General features: G+C 64.1%; 14 protein-coding genes. 11 read left to right on the forward strand and 3 right to left on the reverse strand.

Translation table 11 applies throughout. From position 1 onward, the window contains the following. The first annotated feature begins 44 nt into the window (after positions 1–44). Both ligA and def read left to right on the forward strand, forming a co-directional pair. The gene (gene ligA, locus L0U80_RS06690; protein ID WP_233863182.1) at positions 45–2,096 is read left to right on the forward strand and encodes an NAD-dependent DNA ligase LigA; all 2,052 of its coding nucleotides are present in this window, start codon (positions 45–47) and stop codon (positions 2,094–2,096) included. Continuing rightward, positions 2,093–2,626 carry a peptide deformylase gene (gene def, locus L0U80_RS06695; protein ID WP_233863183.1) on the forward strand — a complete coding sequence of 178 codons (534 nt, stop codon included), beginning with the start codon at positions 2,093–2,095 and terminating at the stop codon, positions 2,624–2,626. The genes ligA and def overlap by 4 nt, the downstream gene beginning before the upstream one ends. A 72-nt stretch (positions 2,627–2,698) precedes the next feature. Here def and L0U80_RS06700 read toward each other — a convergent pair whose 3' ends face one another. From L0U80_RS06700 to map, 3 genes are all read right to left on the reverse strand, one after another. Beyond that, complete coding sequence (locus tag L0U80_RS06700) at positions 2,699–4,741, reverse strand: pseudouridine synthase (RefSeq protein ID WP_233863184.1); 2,043 nt, start codon at positions 4,739–4,741, stop codon at positions 2,699–2,701. 7 nt (positions 4,742–4,748) lie between these two features. After that, complete coding sequence (locus tag L0U80_RS06705) at positions 4,749–7,328, reverse strand: [protein-PII] uridylyltransferase (RefSeq protein WP_233863185.1); 2,580 nt, start codon at positions 7,326–7,328, stop codon at positions 4,749–4,751. A gap of 311 nt (positions 7,329–7,639) precedes the next feature. Continuing rightward, positions 7,640–8,461: a type I methionyl aminopeptidase gene (map, locus tag L0U80_RS06710; RefSeq protein ID WP_233863186.1), complete on the reverse strand. Its 822-nt coding sequence runs from the start codon at positions 8,459–8,461 to the stop codon at positions 7,640–7,642. Positions 8,462–8,921: 460 nt separating this feature from the next. Here map and rpsB point away from each other — a divergent pair, with 460 nt between their 5' ends. The 9 genes from rpsB (at position 8,922) to bamA (ending at position 19,003) form a co-directional block, all read left to right on the forward strand. Next, positions 8,922–9,677, forward strand: a complete 756-nt coding sequence (rpsB, locus tag L0U80_RS06715; RefSeq protein WP_233863187.1) for a 30S ribosomal protein S2 — start codon at positions 8,922–8,924, stop codon at positions 9,675–9,677. A gap of 187 nt (positions 9,678–9,864) precedes the next feature. Then, a complete protein-coding gene (tsf, locus tag L0U80_RS06720) occupies positions 9,865–10,746 on the forward strand; it encodes a translation elongation factor Ts (RefSeq protein WP_233865731.1) in 882 nt (293 codons plus the stop codon). Between the two features lie 211 nt (positions 10,747–10,957). Continuing rightward, positions 10,958–11,674 (forward strand): UMP kinase, encoded by a 717-nt coding sequence (gene pyrH / locus L0U80_RS06725; protein ID WP_233863188.1) that lies wholly within the window; start codon positions 10,958–10,960, stop codon positions 11,672–11,674. Between the two features lie 100 nt (positions 11,675–11,774). Further along, positions 11,775–12,335, forward strand: coding sequence for a ribosome recycling factor (gene frr / locus L0U80_RS06730; RefSeq protein ID WP_233863189.1), 561 nt, complete (start codon positions 11,775–11,777; stop codon positions 12,333–12,335). A 63-nt stretch (positions 12,336–12,398) separates the two neighbouring features. Further along, complete coding sequence (gene uppS / locus L0U80_RS06735; RefSeq protein ID WP_233863190.1) at positions 12,399–13,181, forward strand: polyprenyl diphosphate synthase; 783 nt, start codon at positions 12,399–12,401, stop codon at positions 13,179–13,181. Next, a complete protein-coding gene (locus L0U80_RS06740) occupies positions 13,175–13,984 on the forward strand; it encodes a phosphatidate cytidylyltransferase (protein WP_233863191.1) in 810 nt (269 codons plus the stop codon). The genes uppS and L0U80_RS06740 overlap by 7 nt, the downstream gene beginning before the upstream one ends. 10 nt (positions 13,985–13,994) lie before the next feature. Further along, entirely contained in the window at positions 13,995–15,176 is a 1,182-nt protein-coding gene (locus tag L0U80_RS06745) for a 1-deoxy-D-xylulose-5-phosphate reductoisomerase (protein WP_233863192.1), read from the forward strand. Between the two features lie 66 nt (positions 15,177–15,242). Continuing rightward, the gene (gene rseP / locus L0U80_RS06750; RefSeq protein WP_233863193.1) at positions 15,243–16,616 is read left to right on the forward strand and encodes an RIP metalloprotease RseP; all 1,374 of its coding nucleotides are present in this window, start codon (positions 15,243–15,245) and stop codon (positions 16,614–16,616) included. An 80-nt stretch (positions 16,617–16,696) separates the two neighbouring features. Next, positions 16,697–19,003 carry an outer membrane protein assembly factor BamA gene (bamA, locus tag L0U80_RS06755; protein ID WP_233863194.1) on the forward strand — a complete coding sequence of 769 codons (2,307 nt, stop codon included), beginning with the start codon at positions 16,697–16,699 and terminating at the stop codon, positions 19,001–19,003. Positions 19,004–19,054 lie beyond the last annotated feature (51 nt).

Here is a 19,054-nt window from a genome sequence, read left to right on the forward strand (position 1 = left end):
TGAGATAATCTGTCTCCGATATCCACTCGCAACGTTGCACCAGCATGACCCGAACGTCCGCCCGACATACCGATGAACTGTCTGCCTCGCAACGTGCGGCGTGGTTGCGCGCGGAGCTTGAGCGCGCGAATCACGCGTACTACGTTCTCGATCAGCCCGAGCTGCCCGACGCGGAATACGATCGGCTGTTCAAGGAACTGCAGCAGATCGAATCCGATCATCCTGAGCTAGTCACGCTGGACTCGCCCACGCAACGCGTGGGCGGCGAGGCCGCAGCCGGGTTTGCGACCGTCGTTCACGACGTGCCGATGCTGTCACTCAACAACGGCTTCGAAGATGAAGACATCGTCGCATTCGACAAGCGAGTGGCGGACGCCCTCGGCAAGACCGACGTCGAATACGCGTGCGAACTCAAGTTCGACGGGCTGGCCATTTCGCTGCGCTATGTCGACGGCGTGTTCGTGGAGGCTTCGACGCGCGGCGACGGCACGACTGGTGAGAATGTCACTGAAAACGTCCGGACCATCCGTTCCCTGCCGTTGCGACTAAAGGGCAAGCGGGTGCCGAAGGTGCTGGACGTGCGCGGCGAAGTGCTGATGTTTCGTCGCGACTTCGAGCGCATGAATGAGCGTCAGCGCGAAGCGGGTCTGAAGGAGTTCGCCAACCCGCGCAACGCAGCGGCCGGTAGCCTGCGCCAGCTCGATTCGAAAATTACCGCGCAGCGGCCGCTGTCGTTCTTCGCTTACGGCATTGGCTTGCTGGAGGGCGAGCCGATGCCCGCCTCGCACAGCGAACTGCTCGACTGGTACGCGGAACTCGGTTTGCCGGTGAACAGTGAGCGCGCGGTCGTAACGGGTGCGCAGGGTCTACTCGCATTTTTTCGCGCAGTGGGCGTCAAGCGCGACAGCCTTCCGTACGACATCGACGGTGTGGTCTACAAGGTCAATCGCCGTGAGGAGCAGGACGCGCTCGGCTTCGTCTCGCGCGCGCCGCGCTTCGCTCTTGCCCACAAGTTCCCGGCTCAGGAAGCGCTTACGAAGCTGATTGCCATCGATGTCCAGGTGGGCCGCACGGGCGCTATCACGCCAGTCGCGCGGCTTGAACCCGTGTTCGTGGGTGGAGCGACGGTGACGAATGCTACGCTGCACAACGAGGACGAAGTGCGACGCAAGGATATCCGCATCGGCGATACGGTGATCGTGCGCCGGGCGGGCGACGTGATTCCCGAGGTGGTTGGCGCACTGCTGGATCGCCGTCCCGCCGATGCCCGCGAATTCGTGATGCCCACACAGTGTCCCGTCTGTGACTCGCGTATCGAACGGCTGCCCGACGAGGCCATCGCGCGTTGCACCGGCGGACTGTTTTGCCCGGCGCAGCGCAAGCAGGCGCTCTGGCACTTCGCGCAGCGACGCGCGCTCGACATCGATGGGCTGGGCGAAAAAATCATCGATCAGCTCGTTGAGCAGAATCTCGTGCGCACGCCCGCAGACCTGTTCAATCTCGGCTTCGGGACGCTGGCCGCACTCGACCGCATGGCCGACAAATCGGCACAGAATCTGCTCGATTCGCTCGATAAGGCCAAGTCCACCACGCTCGCACGCTTCATTTACGCGCTTGGTATCCGCCATGTCGGCGAATCTACGGCAAAGGACCTTGCGAAACACTTCGGTTCGCTCGATCCGCTGCTGAATGCGTCGATCGAGGAACTGCTCGAAGTCAACGACGTGGGGCCCATCGTCGCCGAGTCGATTCAGCAGTTCTTTGCTGAAGAACACAACCGCACGGTGATCGAACAACTGCGCGCGCCGGGCAAGGTGACATGGTCGGAAGGTCCGCCTGCGCCGAGGGCGCCGCAGGGCGTGCTGGCCGGCAAGACGGTAGTGCTGACGGGCACATTGCCGACGCTCACGCGTGACGAGGCGAAGGAAATGCTGGAAGCGGCTGGCGCGAAAGTGGCTGGCTCGGTGTCGAAGAAAACGGACTACGTGGTGGCGGGTGCCGACGCGGGCAGCAAGCTCGCAAAAGCCGAGGAGCTCGGCGTGCCGGTACTCGACGAAGACGGCTTGCGCAAGCTCCTGGAGGGGCAAACGACATGATTCGCGAAATTCTCAGGATGGGTGATCCCCGGTTGCTCAGCATCGCAAAACCGGTCGATCATTTCGACACACCCGAGCTCCACGCGCTCATCGCCGACATGTTCGAGACGATGCACGCCGCGAACGGGGCAGGTTTGGCCGCGCCGCAGATCGGCGTCGATCTGCAGGTCGTGATCTTCGGCTTCGAGCAGAACGAGCGCTATCCCGAGGCGCCCGCGGTCCCGCAGACGGTGCTTCTCAATCCCGTCATTCACCCCTTGTCGCACGATATGGAAGAGGGCTGGGAAGGTTGTCTTTCGGTGCCGGGCATGCGCGGTGCGGTGAGCCGGTATTCGATGATTCGCTACAACGGTTTCGACCAGTACGGCAAGCCCATCGAGCGCATTGCCGAAGGCTTCCACGCCCGCGTGGTCCAGCACGAGTGCGACCACCTGATTGGCAAGCTTTACCCGATGCGGATCACCGATTTCTCAAAGTTCGGTTTCACCGACGTGCTGTTTCCCGATCTCGATCCGGTCAGCGACGACTAAATAAAAACGGGAGCTTGCTGCTCCCGTTTTTATTTGTGTGATGCCTGCGTACCCGCTCGACGCGGGCGCGACTCAGAACGATTCGTCGGCTGTCAGATAGCGCCACTGGCCTTGCGGGAGCGCGCCTAGCAGCACTCGGCCCATCCGTACGCGCTTGAGGCCGACCACCTTCAGTCCCACGAGCTCGCACATGCGGCGGATCTGCCGCTTCTTGCCTTCGCGCAACACGAAACGCAGTTGCTCGCCGTTCTGCCAGCTCACCATCGCGGGCTTGAGCGGTACATCGTCCAGCGACAGACCGTGACGCAGCTTCGCGAGAAGTTCGGCAGGGAACTGCTGGTCTATGTCGCTTTCCAGGTCGTTGTAGGTCACCCGCACGAGGTATTCCTTGTCGATGTCCGATTGCTCGCCGATCAGCTGTTTCGCGACGCGCCCGTCCTGGGTTAGCACGAGCAGGCCGGTCGAATCGATGTCGAGGCGGCCCGCTGGTGCAAGCGTGCGCAGATGCAGCGGCGAAAAACGGATGCCGGAACGATCGCCGTCCCACTGATTGCCCGCTGTGACGAGCGTGGCTGCGGGCGGATAGCCGTCCTCGGCTTGGCCCGAGACGTAACCCACTGGCTTGTGCAGCAGGATTGTCACCTGGCGCGCCTGCGCGGCGCGAGCAGCTGGGTCGATTTCGATCCGTTGGTCGGGCGTCACCTTCGTGCCGAGCGTGTCGATACGCTCGCCGTCGACGAGAACCCAGCCCTTCTCGATCCACTCGTCTGCCTCGCGGCGCGAGCACAGACCCAGTTCCGACATCCGCTTCGACAGGCGCAGGGAGCCGGCTGCGTCGTCGCCCGTGTGGGGCGTGTGGCGCGGTGCAGAGGCCTCCGTTGACTCAACGGGCGGACGGCGTCCAGCGCGCTCGTCCTGCTTCACCCGTGTCGCAATCTTGCGTACGGGGGCGTCATCGAAGCTGCGTCGCGCGCGCGGGCCTGCGCCTTCGCGGTTGGCCGTATCGCGGCGGCGTGCCGGGGCATCGTTGCCGTCGCGCGGCGCGGACTTTGCCGGCCGCGCAAAGCTGCGTTCTTCGCGCGCGGGGCGTTCGGAGTTCGTGCGTTGTGTGCCTTCGTCGCGGGGGCGGCGGTTTTCGGCTGAGCCGTATTCGCGCCGTGGCGCGGAGCCGGGTGCTTTACGCTCGCCGAACGTGCGTTTGCCATCATCGGAGCCTTCGGTGCGCGGACGCGCGGGGCGCCGTTCATCGCCGAAGCCTTCGCTGCGTGGGCGTGCTTGACGACGCTCATCGCCGAAGCCTTCACTGCGTGCACGCGCCGGACGACGTTCATCGCCGAAGCCTTCGCTGCGTGGGCGTGCTTGACGACGCTCATCGCCGAAACCTTCGCTGCGTGGGCGTGCCGGACGGCGTTCATCGCCGAAGCTTTCGCTCCGTGGGCGAGCCGGACGACGCTCATCGCCGAAGCCTTCGCTGCGTGCGCGAGCCGGACGGCGTTCATCACCGAAGCCTTCACTGCGTGCGCGTGCCGGGCGACGCTCATCGCCGAAACCCTCACTGCGTGGGCGAGCCGGACGACGCTCATCACCGAAGCCTTCGCTGCGCGGACGTGCCGGACGACGCTCATCGCCGAAACCTTCGCTTCGTGCCCGCGCCGGACGTCGTTCGTCGCTGTCCCCACGCCGCGCCGGCCGCTCGTCGCGGTCCCACGACCGTGTAGCGCGCGGCGCGTCCGCATCGCGTGCCGGGCCCGGCCGGCGGCGCTCGCCCGTCTGTCCGTCGCCTGGGCGCGCTGCTCGCGTGCCCGCCGGTTTGGCGCCGTAGCCGCCTGCCTTGCCCGCGGCCGGTTTGCCGTACGCAGAACCTGAAGCCCGCGCCGGGCGGTTCGTCGTATCGCGCTCGCGCGAACCTGCTGACCTGGCACCAGCGCGTTCAGTCGCCCGATTCTCACCACGCGCGGGCGCGGGCTTCGCCGACGTCTTCGTCGTCGCCTCGGGCGTCGGGCTCGCGGCTTTGCGGACCGGCTTTCGCGCGGTCGTGCTGCCGGGGCGGACGGGGGCGCGCTCGGACGTGGTCGGGCGCGGGTGCTTTGCTGTGAGTCTGGCTCGGGTGGACATGGTTATTTCACACTGCTATCGCGCGCAGCAATTCGGTTTCGACGCGGATCTGCAAGCGGCTATTCGAGAGAACCGTGCCGTCGACGAGAAAAACGTCTTCGACGCGTTCGCCGAGCGTATTGATCCGCGCCGCATGGACGCCAACCCGGTGCTCGGCCAGCACGCGCGCGATGGAATAAAGAAGGCCCGGCCGGTCGTTTGCCGACACGGACAGGATGTAGTACTGGCCGCTTTCGTCGGCCCGCAGGTCGACGCGCGGTGTTACCGGGAACGTCCGCGACAGCCGCGACAGACGGCCTTTCGCCGGTTCGGGCAGCGGGCTGTCAGTGGCGGTCAGCCGCGCTGCGAGTTCCTGTTCGACGAGGTTCGCGATATCGCGGTACTGCACGTCGCCCTCAGTCAGGGCGACGATGAAATTGTCGAGCGCGTAGCCGTGGCGCGTCGTGCTCACGCGCGCGTCGAGCACGGACAGGCCGCGACGGTCGAAGTAGGCGCACATCGTCGCGAAGAGGTCGGGGCGATCCTTGGCGTAGACGAGCACCTGCAGCGCCTCGCCGATCGGCGAGGGGCGCGCGCGCACGACCGGCGCCGGCGCTTCGACGTGTCGGTAGAGCACGCGTGTTTGCCAGGCGATGTCGGCGGCATCGTGGCGCAAGAAGTAGCCGACGTCGAGCTGCTCCCAAAGTGCGCGGTGAGCGTTCTCCGGCACGGTTTCGAGGCGCAGCAGCGCGAGTGCCTCCTCCTGGCGCGTCTTCAGCGCGGAGTGCGCATCGGGCTGCGCGCCGCCCAACACGGCAAGTGTCGAGCGGTAGAGGTCCTCGAGCAGCTTGCCTTTCCAGTTGTTCCACACCTTCGGGCTCGTGCCGCGGATATCGGCGACGGTCAGCAGATAGAGCGCTGTCAGGTTCCGTTCGGTGCCGACCAGGGCAGCGAAGCGCTTGATGACCTCGGGATCGCTCGTGTCCTGCTTCTGTGCGACCTGGCTCATCGTGAGGTGGTGCTGGACGAGCCAGACGACCAGTGCCGTGTCGTCGGCCTCGATTCCGTGGTCGCGGCAGAAGCGGCGCGCGTCGGCCATGCCGAGCGTCGAGTGATCCCCGCCGCGGCCCTTCGCGATGTCGTGAAAGAGCGCGGCGACGTAGAGCACCCAGGGGCGCTCGAAGTTCGCGATTAACTGGCTGCAGAACGGATATTCGTGCGCATGCTCGACCACGGCGAACCGGCGCATGTTGCGCAGCACCATCAGGATGTGCTGGTCGACCGTGTACATGTGGTAGAGGTCGTGCTGCATCTGCCCGACGATGCGCCGGAAGTTCAGCAGATAGCGGCCCAGCACGCTCGTCTGGTTCATCAGCCGCATGGCGTGCGTGATGCCAGCCGGCTGCTTGAGGATTTCGATGAAGAGCCGGCGATTCTCGGGGTCGCGCCGCCAGTGCTGGTCCATCTTGTCGCGCGCGTTGTAGAGCGCGCGCAGCGTGCGTGCCGACAGGCCCTTCACGCCGGGTACCTGCTCGAACAGGAGGAACGCTTCGAGGATCGCGTGCGGCTCGCGCTCGAACACATCGTCGCTCGCGATCTCGATCATGCCCTGCTTCTCGACGAAATTATCCGAAAGCACGCGCGTGATGCCGCTCGTGCTCGGGAACAGTTGCGCTTCGATGTTCTGAATCAGGATCGTCGCGAGCTGTGTGACGGCTTTCGCGGCCCAGTAGTAGCGCCGCATGAGCAGCTCGCTCGCGCGTCGTGCCGCGCTCGCCTCGTAGCCAAAGCTTTGTGCGACGGCCGTCTGCAGGTCGAACACGAGAATATCCTGGCGGCGTCCCGCGATCACATGCAGACGCGCACGCAGCGTCTTCAGGAACGCCTCGTTGCGGCGCAGCTCGCGCGCCTCGCGTCCGGTGATCAGCCCGCGCTGATCGAGCTCGCGCCAACTGCTGCCGAACGCGGCGGCTTCAGTGACCCACAGGATGAGCTGCAGATCGCGCAGGCCACCGGGGCTTTCCTTGACGTTCGGTTCGAGTGAGTAAGGCGTGTCCTGGAATTTGGCGTGGCGCTGGCGCATTTCCAGCACTTTCGCCTGGAAGAACGCACGCGGGTCCAGTGCGTCGCGGTAGCGTTGCGCGAAATCGCCGAAGAGCGTCGCGCTGCCGGTGATGCGGCGGGCTTCGAGCAGCGATGTGCGCACGGTGATGTCGTTCGCCGATTCGTGAAGGCACTGCGACACGCTGCGCACGCTGCTGCCGATCTCCAGCCCGAGGTCCCAAGCGAGCCCGATGAAGCGCTCGATCCGTTCTTCGAGTGACGCGAGCGGCGCATCGTCGGGAAGAAGCACGAGGATGTCGACGTCCGAGTAGGGCGCCAGCTCACCGCGCCCGAAGCCGCCTACGGCGACAAGCGCGAGCGAAGCGGGCAGCTCGCAGGCATTCCAGGCACGACGCAGCGTGTCGTCGGTGGTGCGGGCGAGGGTGCGCATCAGCGTGTCGACATTGCTCGCGGTGCGGAAACGCTCGAGCAATTGGGCCTTGGCGGCCTTGTAGTCGGACTTCAGCGACGACGTATCGGGGACGGCGACGGCGGGAACGCTCATGGGCTCGGTTTGTACGTGCGCGGGTTGGAGTTCGGCCGACCGTGGGGCTTCCGCGGACGGATCTGCCTGTGAGCCGCCCGGGGTGGGGCTGTCTCACAACTGCGCGCCCGCTCCAAAGCAAGGGACGGGCGCAATTGCGTGGCGCGCGGTGATGGTAGCGTAGGCCCTAAGCCGCGCCTGTCATACCGGATTGTCTCGCGACTGTCGATTTAGTGCCAGGCGGCACACCGCCGCCCAGAACGGCACTAGAAAGCGGGGCGGCGGCTCGCACCCTGCCAGCAGCCGTGAACGCTGCAAGCCCGCCCGGATGTTCAGGCTGCCGTGCCTGCCGCCTGTGCGACGATGGCCGGCTTGGCCGGCGTGCCTGCCGAGACCGTCAGAACTTCGTAGCCAGTCTCGGTGACGAGCACTGTATGCTCCCACTGTGCCGAAGGTTTGCGATCCTTCGTCTTGACCGTCCACTGGTCGGGCATCGTGCGGATATCGCGGGTGCCGGCGTTGATCATGGGCTCGACGGTAAAGATCATGCCGGGCACGAGTTCGATGCCCGTACCGGGGCGACCGTAATGGAGCACTTGCGGATCGTCGTGGAACACCGTGCCGATGCCGTGGCCGCAATATTCACGCACCACACTGTAGCCTTGCGCTTCGGCGTAACGCTGGATCGCGTGCCCGATGTCGCCGAGATGCGCGCCGGGGCGTACCTGATCGATGCCGAGCCACATGCATTCATAGGTGGTCTGGACGAGGCGCTTGACGAGGATCGACCCCTCACCGACGACGAACATCCGGCTCGTGTCGCCGAAATAACCGTCCTTGATGACGGTGATGTCGATATTGAGGGCGTCGCCGTTCTTGAGCGCCTTCTCACCCGGAATACCGTGACAGATCACGTCGTTGACCGAGATGCAGGTGGCTTTGGGATACGGCGGGTAGCCGGGTGGCTGGTAGTTCAGCGGTGCAGGCACCGTGCCCTGCACGTTGATCATGTATTCGTGGCACAGGCGGTCGAGTTCGCCGGTCGTGACGCCCGCGACGACGTACGGCGTGATGTAATCGAGTACCTCGCTAGCCAGGCGGCCGGCGACGCGCATCAGCGCGATGTCGTGTTCGTTCTTGATCGATATGGCCATGATAGGCGCCTGAAATGCTGTCGAATGTCAAATTATCGCACCTTATCCCTCTCGTTGCCGCGTCTTGAAAATCGGGGTCGCGAGCGCGCACCCGGTGAGATCCGGCGTATTTCTGGGGTATTGCCGGCGTATTGCCCGGGTGTTGCCCGGGTGTTGCCGGGAAGTGATTCCCGAGGGTAATAGCTGGCTTGAGTGAGGTGCGCGGTGCGTGCTATACTCACCGGCTAAGTCGCTCGCTCTATTCCTTAAAAGGATAGGGGGGCAACGAAAGAGTAGTAGCCCGCTGCTGTCGCGGGCGCGATGCCGGAGCAGGATGGTTTCCGGTGACGACAGCGTATTCACGAGCCGGCGCATCCAGGGTGTCGGTTGCGTCCAGTTCCTTTCATGGTAAAGCAATGAAAGGGCGGCGCACCCGATGCGGCAGCCGGCTTCAGACCCAAACCCTAGCGGAGAATTTCTCATGGCAGTTACCATGCGCCAAATGCTGGAAGCCGGTGTCCACTTCGGTCACCAGACGCGCTTCTGGAACCCGAAGATGGCCCCCTTCATCTTCGGTCATCGCAACAAGATTCACATCATCAACCTCGAAAAGACGCTGCCGATGTACAACGACGCACTGAAGTACGTGCGTCAACTGGCAGCGAACCGCGGCACGATTCTGTTCGTCGGCACGAAGCGTCAATCGCGTGACACGATCCAGATGGAAGCGCAACGCGCTGGCATGCCGTTCGTGAACGCACGCTGGCTCGGCGGCATGCTGACCAACTTCAAGACGCTGAAGGTTTCGATCAAGCGCCTGAAGGACATGGAAGCAGCTGTTGAGGCAGGCGAACTCGAGAAGATGAGCAAGAAGGAAGCGCTCCTGTTCGAACGCGAAATCGCCAAGCTGCAAAAGTCGATCGGCGGCGTGAAGGACATGGGCGGCATTCCGGACGCGATCTTCGTGGTGGACGTCGGCTACCACAAGATTGCCGTGACGGAAGCCAACAAGCTGGGCATCCCCGTCATCGCCGTGGTCGACACGAACCACTCGCCGGAAGGCATCGACTACGTGATCCCGGGTAACGACGACGCCAGCAAGGCCGTCGCGCTGTACGCCCAGGGCGTGGCTGACGCGATCCTCGAAGGCCGTGCGAACGCGGTCAACGAAGTTGTCGCAGCAGCGCGCGGCAACGACGGCGACGACGAGTTCGTTGAGGTCAATTCGGAGGCGTAAGCTGCCCCGTGTCCGGCAAGAAAAGGGGGCTTTCAATAGGCCCCTTTTTTTTAAGCCGTGCCGTTCGACGCCGCGTCACACTTGCGGCACCGTGCGACTGTAAAAAAGCATGTCTCACGGAAACGAATTCCAGCCGGCCGCATCGAAAGGCGGTCGGCGTGTACCAGACAGACTCAAGGAGCGAATGATGGCGGCAATTACCGCAAGCATGGTGGCAGAACTGCGCGCGAAGACCGACGCGCCGATGATGGAGTGCAAGAAAGCGCTGACGGAAGCCGACGGCGACCTCGCGCGTGCTGAAGAACTGCTGCGCGTGAAGCTCGGCAACAAGGCGAGCAAGGCAGCTTCGCGCGTCACGGCTGAAGGCGTGATCTCGTCGTTCATCGGCGGCAACGCTGGCGCCGTGGTCGAACTGAACTGCGAAACCGACTTCGTCGCGAAGAACGACGACTTCCTCGCATTCGCGAAGACGGTGGCCGAACTGGTCGCCACGAAGAACCCGGCTGACGTCGCGGCGCTGTCGGCACTGCCGCTCGAAGGCTCGACCGTCGACGCAGTGCGTCTCGCGCTGGTCGGCAAGATCGGCGAAAACCTGTCGATCCGCCGTTTCGCGCGTTTCGAGACCGCCAACAAGATCGCTGCGTACCTGCACGGCACGCGCATCGGCGTGCTGGTCGAGTACACGGGCGCGGAAGAGCAAGTCGGCAAGGACGTCGCGATGCACATCGCCGCGATGAAGCCGGTCTCGCTGTCGTCGGACGACGTGCCGGCCGACCTGATCGCCAAGGAACGCAGCATCGCCGAGCAGAAGGCTGCCGAATCGGGCAAGCCGGCTGAAATCGTCGCGAAGATGGTCGAGGGCTCGGTCCAGAAGTACCTGAAGGAAGTCTCGCTGCTGAACCAGCCGTTCGTGAAGAACGACAAGCAGACGATCGAGCAGATGCTGAAGGCCGCCAACACGACGGTCCAGAAGTTCTCGCTGTTCGTGGTCGGCGAAGGCATCGAAAAGCGTCAGGACGACTTCGCAGCCGAAGTGGCCGCGCAAGTGGCTGCTGCAAAGCAGCAATAAGGTCCGCGCGGGACAGTAAACCCGCAGCAGCACCGCAGTACCCGCGGCGGAGCAATCCGCCGCGGCGGGCAGCGTAGCGACGCCAGGCGCGACCCAGCCCCCGCAGCGCGAGGTGGCGCAGGTCACCATCAGTTCTGGTGGCGCTTGCCCGAAGCCGTATTTCACCCCTACAGTTTCACGTTATTGCCTTTCCGCGCGATCTGGATACCCCATGCCCACACCCGCCTATAAACGCGTCCTGCTCAAACTCTCCGGCGAAGCCCTGATGGGCGATGATGCCTTTGGCATCAACCGCGCCACGATCGAACGAATGGTGGCGGACGTGGCCGAAGTGGTGCGACTCGGCACGCAGCTCGCAGTGGTCATCGGCGGCGGCAACATCTTCCGCGGCGTCGCGGGCGGCGCGGCCGGCATGGACCGTGCTACCGCCGACTACATGGGCATGCTCGCCACCATGATGAACGCGCTCGCCCTGCAGGACGCGATGCGTCACGCGGGCATCGAGGCGCGCGTGCAGTCGGCGCTGCGCATGGACCAGGTGGTCGAGCCGTACATCCGCCCCCGCGCGATCCGTCAGCTGGAAGAAGGCAAAGTTGTGATCTTCGCAGCCGGCACGGGCAATCCGTTCTTCACGACCGACACGGCCGCCGCGCTGCGCGGCTCGGAAGTGGGCGCGGAAGTCGTGCTGAAGGCAACGAAGGTCGACGGCGTCTACTCTGCGGACCCGAAGAAGGACCCGACGGCCACCCGTTATTCGACGATCAGCTTCGACGAAGCGATTGGCCGCAACCTGCAGGTCATGGACGCGACTGCGTTCGCGCTGTGCCGCGACCAGAAGCTGCCGATCCGCGTTTTTTCGATCAACAAGCCGGGCGCGCTCAAGCGCATCGTTCAGGGCGAAGACGAGGGCACGCTCGTCCACGTGTAAACTCTCGGCATACGAGAGACTCGATTTCGGGTCGCGCCCTCCCTCAGGCAGTGCCGGGGCGTCGGGCGACCCGCACCGTTCAAGGTTCGGAGGTTTCAAAATGGCTGTGGCTGACATCAAGAAGGGCGCGGAGCAGAAAATGCAGCGCTCGATCGAAGCGTTCAAGAGCGATCTGGCGAAGATCCGCACGGGACGGGCGCATACCGGCCTGCTCGATCACATCCAGGTCGATTACTACGGCTCGCCGGTGCCGATCTCGCAGGTCGCGAACCTGACGCTGGTCGACGCACGTACGATCGGCGTGCAACCGTGGGAAAAGAAGATGGTCCAGGCGGTCGAAAAGGCGATCCGCGAGTCGGACCTGGGTCTGAACCCGGCCACCCACGGCGACCTGATCCGCGTGCCGATGCCCGCGCTGACCGAAGAGCGTCGCAAGGAACTGACGAAAGTCGTCAAGAGCGAAGGTGAGACGGCGAAGGTCGCCGTGCGCAACCTGCGCCGCGACGCGAACGAGCAGTTGAAGAAGCTTGTGAAGGACAAGGAAATCTCGGAAGACGACGAGCGCCGCGCAAGCGACGAAGTCCAGAAGCTGACGGACCGCTCCGTGACCGAGATCGACAAGCTCGTCCAGACCAAGGAAGCCGAGATCATGACGGTCTGAGGCCGCAAGGCCTTCAGTCCCGTCAGGGTTTCCTTTCTTTATTGCAGTATTAGTTCGACGGCCATGACCTATACCAGCTCAACCGTTCGCGTGCCCGATGTGGCGGCTGTGCCGCGCCACATCGCGATAATCATGGACGGCAATGGCCGTTGGGCAACAGAGCGCCGTCTGCCGCGCGTGGCAGGCCATACGCGTGGCGTCGACGCTGTGCGTTCGGTCGTCGAGGCGTGTGTCGATCGCGGCGTCGAATACCTGACGCTGTTCGCGTTCAGTTCTGAGAACTGGCGACGTCCGACCGACGAAGTGTCGTTCCTGATGCGTCTGTTCATCTCGGCGCTCGAGCGCGAGGTTGGCCGTCTGCACGCGAACGGCATCCGTTTGCGCGTAGTCGGCGATCTGTCGATGTTCAACGAGCGCATCCAGGACCTGATACGGCGCGCCGAGACGAAAACTGCGCGCAACACCCGTCTCACGCTGACGATTGCAGCGAACTACGGCGGTCGCTGGGACATCATGCAGGCGACCCGTAAGCTGGTGGAAGAGAGTGTCCGCACTGGCGCACCGGCGCCGGTGACCGAAGATACGCTCGGCCAGCATCTGGCCATGGCCTACGCGCCGGAGCCTGACCTCTTCATCCGCACGGGCGGTGAGCAGCGCGTCAGCAATTTTCTGCTGTGGCAGCTCGCCTACACCGAGCTATATTTCACCGACGCCTACTGGCCCGATTTCGATGCAGCGGCACTCGGCCGTGCAATCGCATCGTATGCCGAGCGCGAGCGCCGCTTTGGCCGAACGAGCGCCCAGGTCGAAACCCAATCACAAGACGCCGACTCGCTTTCATGCTAAAGACCCGTGTCATCACGGCGATCGTCCTGCTGGCCGTGCTCCTGCCGGTCACGCTGTTCGCGCCGGTGGCGGCGTTTGGCATGATGATCCGTGTGGTCGTCCTGTTCGCTGCGTGGGAGTGGGCGCGCCTCCTCAAGGTCGGTAACCTCGGCTCGATCCTCTATGCGGCTGTCGCCTCCGCGGTCGTGGTGTTTAGCGACGCGCTCGAAGCCCCGCGTGCGCTCTTCCAGGCGGCGGGCATCTTCTGGATCGTCGCCGCTCCTTTCGTGCTGCTGCGCAAACCCGTGCTCGCCGCCGGCGTCTGGCGCGTATTCCTGCTCGCCGCCGGCTTCGTGATCTTCGCCGCCTGCTGGCACGCGCTCTTCGCAGCGCGCGTGGCGGGCGTGGCGTTTGTCCTGTCCCTGTTGCTTGTCGTCTGGCTAGCCGATATCGGCGCATACTTTGCGGGTAAGGCGTTCGGCCGCCATAAACTGGCGCCGGCCATCAGCCCCGGCAAGACCTGGGAAGGTGCAGTGGGCGGCTGGGTCGCCGTGATGGCGGTTTCGATCGCCGCAATTGCGCTGCACGCGTTCGAGCCGACGTTTTATTCCGCGCTGGCCGCCCGGGTGGGTCTCGGCCGTGCGCTATTTGTGCTGACTGTGCTGGTCGCGTTCAGTGTGGTCGGCGATCTGTTTGAGTCGATGCTTAAGCGCCAGGCCGGCGTGAAGGATTCGAGCGGCCTCCTGCCGGGTCACGGCGGGGTGCTCGACCGCATCGACGCGCTGTTGCCGGTGTTGCCGCTCGCGATGTTGCTGCTCGGCTAGAGAATTGAATATGCAAAAACGACTGACATTGCTCGGATCCACGGGCTCGATCGGAGACAGCACGCTCGACGTCGTCGCGCGTCATCCGGAACGCTTCTCGGTTTATGCGCTCACGGCGCACCGCAACGGCGACAAGCTCGTCGAACAATGCCTGCGCTTCGCGCCCGAGGTGGCCGTGGTCGGTGATGCCGAAACGGCCGCGCAAGTGGAGAAGAAGCTGCGTGCGGCAGGCTCGAAAACCGTCGTGACCTACGGGCCGCAGGCGCTCGTCGAGGTTGCGAAGAGCGATGCCTGCGATACCGTCGTCGCGGCGATCGTCGGCGCAGCGGGTCTTGTGCCCACGCTTGCGGCGGCGCAGGCCGGCAAGCGCATCCTGCTCGCGAACAAGGAAGCGCTCGTGATGTCGGGCGACATCTTCATGGACGCGGTGCGCGACAACGACGCGATTCTTTTGCCCGTCGACAGCGAGCACAACGCAGTGTTCCAGTCTTTGCCGGCCGAGGGCACGAAGCACGGCGGCGTGTCGAAGATCATCCTCACGGCGTCGGGCGGCCCGTTTCGCACGCGCGAGCCTGCCACGCTCTTTGATGTGACGCCGGACGAGGCGTGCAAGCATCCGAACTGGTCGATGGGCCGCAAGATCTCGGTCGACTCGGCAACGATGATGAACAAGGGCCTCGAAGTGATCGAGGCGCATTACCTGTTCAATCTGCCGGGCGAGCGTATCGATGTGCTGATTCACCCGCAGAGCGTGATCCATTCGATGGTCTCGTATGCGGACGGTTCGGTGCTCGCGCAACTGGGCAATCCAGACATGCGCACGCCGATCGCGCACGCGCTGGCGTTCCCGGATCGCGTCGATTCGGGTGTAGCGCAGCTCGATCTGGCGCAAGTCGCGACGCTGACGTTCGAAAAACCCGACTACCAGCGCTTCCCGTGCCTCGCGCTCGCCATGAAGGCCATGGCCGCTGGCGGCGTCGCGAGCGCGGCGCTCAACGCCGCCAACGAAGTCGCGGTAGAGGCGTTCCTCAATCGCCGCATCGGTTTCATGGCGATCGCGCAGACGGTCGATGCCGTGCTTAACGCGCTCGAAAACAGGAGCGCGTCGAGTCTCGACGTCGTGCTCGAAGCGGATGCAGCCGCGCGCCGTGCGGCGCACACCATCATCGACAGCCTGCCGGTGCCGGCCTGAAGCCATTAAGGGCCGCGCCCGCATTGGCACTGCATTTGGCTCGCTAGGCACAGGCTGGAGGCGCATATGAACCTGCTCACCGAACTGGTGTCTTTTGTCGTGGCGATCGGCGTGCTCGTCGTCGTCCACGAGTATGGGCACTACAGCATCGCGCGCCTGTGCGGCGTGAAGGTTCTGCGCTTTTCGATCGGTTTCGGCAAGCCACTCGTGCAATGGGTCAGCAAGCATAGCGGCACGGAGTGGACCATCTCCTGGCTGCCGCTCGGCGGCTACGTGAAGATGCTCGACGAGCGGGAATCAACGGAACGCATTCCCGCCGGCGATCTCCCGCACGCCTTCAACCGGCAGCCGGTCGGCAAGCGCATTGCGATCGTCGCCGCCGGGCCTATCGCGAACTTCCTGCTGGCCATCGTGCTCTTTTCGCTCGTGTTCGCGACCGGTGTGAATGAGCCGGCCGCGATCGTCGCTGCGCCGCCCGCGCATTCGGCCGCCGCGCAGGCGGGTTTCCAGGGCGGCGAGAAAATCGTTTCGGTGAGCGACGCGAACGGCGACGACACGCAGTCCGTCCGTTCGTGGTCGGATCTGCGCTGGAAGCTGCTTTCGGCGGCGTTCGACCATGGTCGCGTCGTGCTCGCGGCCCATGACGGCGGCGGCACCTATGACTTCCCGCTCGATCTGTCCCAGCTTCGCAGCAAGGATCTCGACGACGACTTTATGTCGCGCCTCGGCCTCGAGGCCGGCGGCGGCACGCTGCAGGTCGCGGGCGTCGAGCCGGGCAGTGCGGCGGAGCGGGCCGGGCTGCAGAAGGGCGACCGTCTGCGCGCAGTTGATGGTCGTCCCGTCGATAGCGCAAGCACGTTCATCGCGCATGTGAAGGAGCATGCGGGCAAGCCGGTGCAACTGGAGATACTGCGCGGCGCCGATCAACCGCTCACGCTGACCGTGGTCCCGGCCGCACAGCGCGATGACGAAACGGGTGAGACGGTAGGCCGTATTGGCGCGGCGCTGGCGGCGCAGGCGCCAACAGTTGCCGTGCGTTACGGGCCGCTGGAGAGCGTGCAGCTCGGTGCGCATCGCACGTGGAGCATCGCCGTGTACTCGCTGCGGATGTTCGGCCGCATGATTACCGGTGAGGCGTCGCTGAAGAATCTGTCAGGGCCGGTGACGATCGCCGACTATGCGGGCAAGAGCGCGCGCCTTGGTTTAACGGCATTTCTGTCGTTCCTTGCCCTGGTCAGCATTAGCCTGGGCGTACTCAACCTGCTCCCAATTCCGGTTTTGGACGGGGGGCATCTGTTATATTATCTGGTTGAAGCCGTAACGGGCAAAGCCGTATCGGATCGCTGGCAGCTCATACTGCAGCGAGCGGGGCTGGCCTGCATCGTCGCGCTGTCGGCGATTGCGTTGTTCAACGATCTGGCTAGGTTAATCCATTTTTAAAGTGTCTGGCGGCATCCGCGTCTGTGTTTGTGACCCGGGCCGCCTGACCGAGTGCAGCTATAAACACCTGGGGAAGCACGTTGTTTAGACCTCATCGCTTGGTTCCAAAGACCGTTGCAGCCGCCGCGCTCGCCGCGCATGGACTGGTTGCTCATTCGGCTACTGCAGCTTTCGTGGTTCAGGATATCCGGATCGAAGGCCTCCAACGCGTCGAGCCGGGTACCGTTTTCTCGTACCTGCCCATCAAGCAGGGCGACACGTTCACCGACGACAAGGCCTCTGAGGCGATCCGCGCGCTCTACGCCACGGGCTTCTTCAACGACGTGAAGATTGCCACCGAAGGCAATGTTGTCGTGGTGCAGGTTCAGGAGCGTCCGGCGATCGGTACGATCGACTTCGCGGGCATCCACGAATTCGACAAGGACAACCTGACGAAGGCGCTCCACGCGGTGGGCCTCTCGCAGGGCCGCTACTACGACCGTGCGCTCGTCGAAAAGGCCGAGCAGGAGCTCAAGCGCCAGTATCTGACGCGCGGCTTCTACGCCGCCGAAGTGACGACGACCGTCACGCCGATCGACCGCAACCGCGTCGGTCTGCTGTTCTCGGTGGTCGAAGGGCCGAGCGCCAAGATCCGCCAGATCAACTTCATCGGCAACCACACGTTCAGCACCGGCACGCTGCTCGCCGAGATGCAGCTCTCCACGCCGAACTGGTTCTCGTGGTACACGAAGAACGACCTGTACGCGAAGGAAAAGCTGACCGGCGACCTCGAGAATGTGCGCTCGTTCTACCTGAACCGCGGCTTTCTCGAGTTCAACATCGAGTCGACCCAGGTGTCGATCTCGCCGGACAAGAAGGACATGTACCTGACGATCACGGTGCATGAAGGCCAACCGTACACGGTGTCCAGCGTCAAGCTCGCGGGTAATCTGCTCGACCGCGAAGCCGAACTGCAAAAGCTGATCAAGATTCGCCCCGGCGACAAGTTCTCGGCCGAGAAGCTCACGGCCACGACGAAGGCCATCGTCGACAAGCTCGGCGAATACGGCTATGCGTTCGCCACGGTCAACGCGCTGCCGCAGATCGACCAGGAACACCATACGGTCGACCTCACGTTGCAGGTCGATCCGAGCCGCCGCGTCTACGTGCGCCGGATCAACGTGATCGGCAATACGCGCACGCGCGACGAAGTCGTGCGCCGCGAAATGCGCCAGCTCGAAAGCTCGTGGTTCGATTCGAACCGTCTCGCGCTCTCGAAGGACCGCATCAACCGTCTCGGCTACTTTACCGACGTCGATGTGACGACGGTGCCCGTCGAAGGCACGGCCGACCAGGTGGACGTGAACGTGAAGGTTGCCGAAAAGCCGACCGGCGCGATTACGCTGGGCGCGGGCTTCTCGTCGACGGACAAGGTGGTGCTCTCGGCGGGCGTGTCGCAGGACAACGTGTTCGGCTCGGGCACGTCGCTGTCGGTCAACGTGAACACGGCGCGGACGTACCGCACGCTGGCCGTCACGCAGGTGGACCCGTACTTCACGGTGGACGGCATCAAGCGCATCACGGACGTCTACTACCGCACGTACCAGCCGCTGTATTACTCGACGGATTCGAGCTTCCGCATCATCACCGCGGGCGGCGACCTGAAGTTCGGCATCCCGTTCTCGGAAGTCGATACGGTGTTCTTCGGCGCCGGCTTCGAGCAGGATCGCCTCGACGTCGACGCGAACACGCCGCAGAGCTACCAGGACTACGTGAACGAGTTCGGTCGCATCTCGAACAACGTGCCGCTCACGATGGGCTGGTCGCGCGATGCGCGTGACAGCGCGCTCGTGCCAAGCAAGGGTTATTTCACGCAGGCGAACGCTGAATACGGCACGCCGGTCGGCGGGACGCAGTATTACAAGGCCGACATTCAGGCGCAGTACTATTACTCGTTTGCGCGCGGCTTCGTGCTTGGCCTGAACTTCCAGGGCGGTTACGGTAATGGCCTTTCCGGCAAGCCGTACCCGATCTTCAAGAACTACTACGCCGGCGGTATCGGTTCGGTGCGCGGCTATGAGCCGAGCTCGCTGGGTCCGCGCGACGCGACGACGAACGACCCGATCGGCGGTTCGAAGATGGTGGTGGGCAACATCGAGTTGACGTTTCCGCTGCCGGGCACGGGCTATGACCGCACGTTGCGTGTCTTTACGTTCCTCGATGGTGGTAATGTCTGGGGCACGCAGGGCAACAGCATCGGTGCGAACGGCCTGCGTTACGGCTACGGTGCGGGCCTCGCCTGGATTTCGCCGATTGGCCCGCTCAAGCTGAGCCTTGGTTTCCCGCTCCAGAAGCACGCGGGTGACCAGTACCAGAAGTTCCAGTTCCAGATTGGGACGGCGTTCTGACGAGGCGTACGGCGGGTTCTACCGCCGGTTTACTGCGGGTTTTACCGATTT

Source organism: Paraburkholderia adhaesiva (assembly GCF_021390575.1).
Classification (GTDB): domain Bacteria; phylum Pseudomonadota; class Gammaproteobacteria; order Burkholderiales; family Burkholderiaceae; genus Paraburkholderia; species Paraburkholderia adhaesiva.

What these genes read in the sequence shown, in the direction of transcription:
- ligA (WP_233863182.1), top strand. Translation starts at nt 45, where the DNA reads ATGACCCGAACGTCCGCCCGACATACCGATGAACTGTCTGCCTCGCAA.
- def (WP_233863183.1), top strand. Translation starts at nt 2,093, where the DNA reads ATGATTCGCGAAATTCTCAGGATGGGTGATCCCCGGTTGCTCAGCATC.
- L0U80_RS06700 (WP_233863184.1), bottom strand. Translation starts at nt 4,741, where the DNA reads ATGTCCACCCGAGCCAGACTCACAGCAAAGCACCCGCGCCCGACCACG.
- L0U80_RS06705 (WP_233863185.1), bottom strand. Translation starts at nt 7,328, where the DNA reads ATGAGCGTTCCCGCCGTCGCCGTCCCCGATACGTCGTCGCTGAAGTCC.
- map (WP_233863186.1), bottom strand. Translation starts at nt 8,461, where the DNA reads ATGGCCATATCGATCAAGAACGAACACGACATCGCGCTGATGCGCGTC.
- rpsB (WP_233863187.1), top strand. Translation starts at nt 8,922, where the DNA reads ATGGCAGTTACCATGCGCCAAATGCTGGAAGCCGGTGTCCACTTCGGT.
- tsf (WP_233865731.1), top strand. Translation starts at nt 9,865, where the DNA reads ATGGCGGCAATTACCGCAAGCATGGTGGCAGAACTGCGCGCGAAGACC.
- pyrH (WP_233863188.1), top strand. Translation starts at nt 10,958, where the DNA reads ATGCCCACACCCGCCTATAAACGCGTCCTGCTCAAACTCTCCGGCGAA.
- frr (WP_233863189.1), top strand. Translation starts at nt 11,775, where the DNA reads ATGGCTGTGGCTGACATCAAGAAGGGCGCGGAGCAGAAAATGCAGCGC.
- uppS (WP_233863190.1), top strand. Translation starts at nt 12,399, where the DNA reads ATGACCTATACCAGCTCAACCGTTCGCGTGCCCGATGTGGCGGCTGTG.
- L0U80_RS06740 (WP_233863191.1), top strand. Translation starts at nt 13,175, where the DNA reads ATGCTAAAGACCCGTGTCATCACGGCGATCGTCCTGCTGGCCGTGCTC.
- L0U80_RS06745 (WP_233863192.1), top strand. Translation starts at nt 13,995, where the DNA reads ATGCAAAAACGACTGACATTGCTCGGATCCACGGGCTCGATCGGAGAC.
- rseP (WP_233863193.1), top strand. Translation starts at nt 15,243, where the DNA reads ATGAACCTGCTCACCGAACTGGTGTCTTTTGTCGTGGCGATCGGCGTG.